We start from the raw sequence: 3,177 nt of genomic DNA on the forward strand, positions 1-3,177 counted from the left end.
TGGTGAATAGGAGATTTTGAATAACGGCGTTTAAATAACCTACTTGACCATAGGCATAAACAAGGTTATCAAAGCTTTGGGCTGGATTATTATAATACTTCATTGCTTTATATAAGCCCCGTATAAATCTCTCACCACCGATTTTAAATTGACCAATCCCTGCTTTACCTGCGAGTTGCTCACGGTAGCATTCGCTGATACCTTGCCACCAACTGCGGTTGAAAAACCAAGAGCGGTTGATGCGTTCTGGGGCGACGTTGTGAGCTACTAAGGCTTGGGGAATATACGCAACTTGCCAACCACGATTGAGTGCTAATTCTGTCATTTGTAGTTCTTCATTAGACAGGAGGTTTTTGCCGACTCTACCCAGTGCAGGATCAAAACCTCCTATGTCTTCCAAAAAACTGCGGCGGATGGAGTAGTTCAAGCCTCTGGGGGTTAAGCCTGGTTGTTGGATGTATGTCAGGCTGTCGCCTAAATCATAGGCTCCCAAATTCCCGGCTAAGGCAGGAGATAGCCATTGAGGAGGTTCAACACCAGCTGGCCATAAGAGGGTAACTTTACCACCGGCGATCGCTAGCTGGGAATTAGTTTGATAAGTGTCATACAATACTTGTAGCCAGTGGGGAGTCGCCACGGCATCATCATCTAAATATGCCAAGATTTCCGCTTGAGCCACTCTTGCGCCTGTGTTCCGGGCTACGGATAATCCCAGCGTAGATTCAAATACATACTTGAAGCGGGAATTACTAGCTCTTTGTTCTGCTACTTCACGGGTGCGATCGCTTGACCCATTATCCACTACTACAACTTCAAACTCACCAGCAAATTCTTGCGCCAACAGGCTATCTATCGCTGCACCTAAATAATTATCCCGATTGTGAGTGCATATTATAGCAGATATTTTAATTTCTGACATATTAATTTAGGGAATAGAAATTAGAATGTAGGGGTTTAGCATTGCTAAACCCTCACCGGAGTAGAGAATACAGTGGAAATATCTACTGTTAGTGATCACCTCCTACCTCATACTTGCTGGATGTGACTGTGTAAAACTACCAGACTTTCGGCTAGTTGGCTGAGGCGAGTTTCTAGGTATTGCTTGCGTCCCAAGAGTTGGCGTAACTTTTGATAACGAGCGATCGCTAAACTGACTGTAGCTAGCTGATTCGGTGGACATGGGCGTGACCAAAGTTTACCAGACTCATCTACACCACAGAGGCGATAACCAGTACGTAGAGATGGGTTAGGAGGTGTACCATTAGGGTCACAAATTTCTTGGACATAATCTATCAGTCGTTCAACTTCTGCATGGCGGAGTGTTGCCGTACCTCCTTGTTCTACATCCCAAGGATTGGATTCTAACCAACCATTCACAATCGGCCCTTCTAAGTATATATCCTGAATTTGCTGCACAATTAACTGTAATTCTGTTTGCCAAAGAGCTACTTCTTCCTGAATCTCTTGCAGAATGTTCATGGCTAAGGCAGGATTAGCACCATGACGGTGGTTACTGAAGGTAGGAGTTTTAAATTTTGGTAGGCTGGGCGTTTTACCTTCATTGTCTTGTACAGCAAAGGTTTTTACAGAACTATCTTGAGAAAACAAATTTTCCTCAGTAGTCTGTTCCACCTGGGAGTCTGTCACTAAGTCTGGAATTGCTGCTTGAGTGGTGCTTTCTGTGTTTTTCCCTTCTTTAGCAGCCACGCTAATCCTGAAGGATACCGGACGCTTGGTGTTATCGCTAGCTTCAACGGTGACAGTATCGCGAGTTCCCAAATCGTGTAGAGTTGCTTCAATGCGTTTTACACCTGCTTTCATAGTCATATCCTAAAATCTACTGTCTGAGTGTTTAATATTTAAAAATGGGTTGATTAAAATTTATATCTTTTGCCCATTTTGACATAAACAATCTTGGTGCTAATTTTATCTTTATCAAACTGATCTAGTTTCACCAATGTTATCAATAAAGCAAACATACTTAGGATATAAATTTGCGTAACGTTATTTTAGTCACGGGGCCGGCTAGGTCTGGTAAAAGTGAATGGGCGGAAAATTTGGCAATTCAGTCAGGAAAAACGGTGGTTTATGTGGCTACGGCTACCGTTAACCTAGATGATCAAGAATGGCATCAACGTATTCAAAAACACCAAAAACGCCGTCCTGCCGATTGGGTAACGCTAGAAGTACCAATCATGCTATCTGCAACCCTGGCTGATATTCAGCCAGATAGTTGTGTGTTAGTCGATTCTTTAGGCACTTGGGTAGCGAATCTTTTGGAACAAGATGATTTAACTTGGGAAAATACCTTGAGGGAATTTTTAGAAACGGTACAGTTAGTAACTGCTGATTTGGTGTTTGTGGCGGAAGAGACGGGTTGGGGAGTAGTTCCAGCATATCCTTTAGGGCGGACATTTCGCGATCGCCTGGGTGCTGTAGTACGTCATTTAGGCTCAATTTGCCAAGCTGTTTATTTAGTCACTGGTGGTCATGTTCTTAATCTCAGCATACTTGGTACACCATTAGCAAAATCTCTACATTATGAATGATGAAGCAAAATTTAAGATATTTTAAGAGAAATAGATTATTATTCATTTGAGCAATTTTTGTCAGATTCTTAATAGAAAATTAAACAGTTGGTATCCAAATTTTCCTCATACCGAATGTAAAATTAAGGTATGGCAAACAAAGAAGAAGTTAAAAAATATCTTGCCCACTGGTTTCAGTTAGGTAAGAAAGTAGTGATCGGTAACGAGGGAACAAAAATGTTACCTCAACCTATATTCCAAGGCGATCGCTACAGCAAAGACTTTGAAGAATGTTGGCAAAAAATTCTCTTATCGGCAGGTGATTGTTATCTAGAAGGAACTGACGAAACTATTGCTGAATTACTAACGCCAGCATGGGAAATGTGGCCTTGTAGCCGTTGTTCGATGCCAGTACCCATGAAAAATGTTGGTATGCCTGCCGCATTTTGTCCATGCAATGATTTACCAGGCTGGCCGAATACTGATTTACCAGCACCACGATGTCCAATTAACAACGAAGAACAATTAAAAAATATCCGCAATCGACTTTTAGGAAATCTTACTTCAGCTAATTATTAACTGATCAATCTGCATTAATTGACTGTGGTTTCACTACGAGAAGCCACAGTATTTTTTTGACCTCTCCCCC

4 protein-coding genes are annotated in these 3,177 nt (G+C 41.9%); 2 read left to right on the plus strand and 2 right to left on the minus strand.

Going from position 1 to position 3,177, the window contains the following annotated elements:
* Together AACS98_RS14360 and AACS98_RS14365 are read right to left on the minus strand one after the other, a co-directional pair.
* Positions 1-919: glycosyltransferase family 2 protein (locus AACS98_RS14360; RefSeq protein WP_066380900.1), on the minus strand; the 919-nt coding region annotated here is incomplete at its 3' end.
* 107 nt (positions 920-1,026) lie between these two features.
* Positions 1,027-1,821 carry a hypothetical protein gene (locus AACS98_RS14365; protein WP_066380905.1) on the minus strand — a complete coding sequence of 265 codons (795 nt, stop codon included), beginning with the start codon at positions 1,819-1,821 and terminating at the stop codon, positions 1,027-1,029.
* 173 nt (positions 1,822-1,994) lie between these two features.
* Here AACS98_RS14365 and cobU point away from each other — a divergent pair, with 173 nt between their 5' ends.
* Together cobU and AACS98_RS14375 are read left to right on the plus strand one after the other, a co-directional pair.
* A complete protein-coding gene (cobU, locus tag AACS98_RS14370) occupies positions 1,995-2,549 on the plus strand; it encodes a bifunctional adenosylcobinamide kinase/adenosylcobinamide-phosphate guanylyltransferase (protein WP_066380907.1) in 555 nt (184 codons plus the stop codon).
* A 129-nt stretch (positions 2,550-2,678) separates the two neighbouring features.
* On the plus strand, positions 2,679-3,107 hold the full coding sequence (locus AACS98_RS14375) for a hypothetical protein (protein ID WP_066380908.1): 429 nt from the start codon (positions 2,679-2,681) through the stop codon (positions 3,105-3,107).
* Positions 3,108-3,177 lie beyond the last annotated feature (70 nt).

The organism is Anabaena sp. CA = ATCC 33047, assembly GCF_963870205.1.
GTDB lineage: Bacteria > Cyanobacteriota > Cyanobacteriia > Cyanobacteriales > Nostocaceae > Trichormus.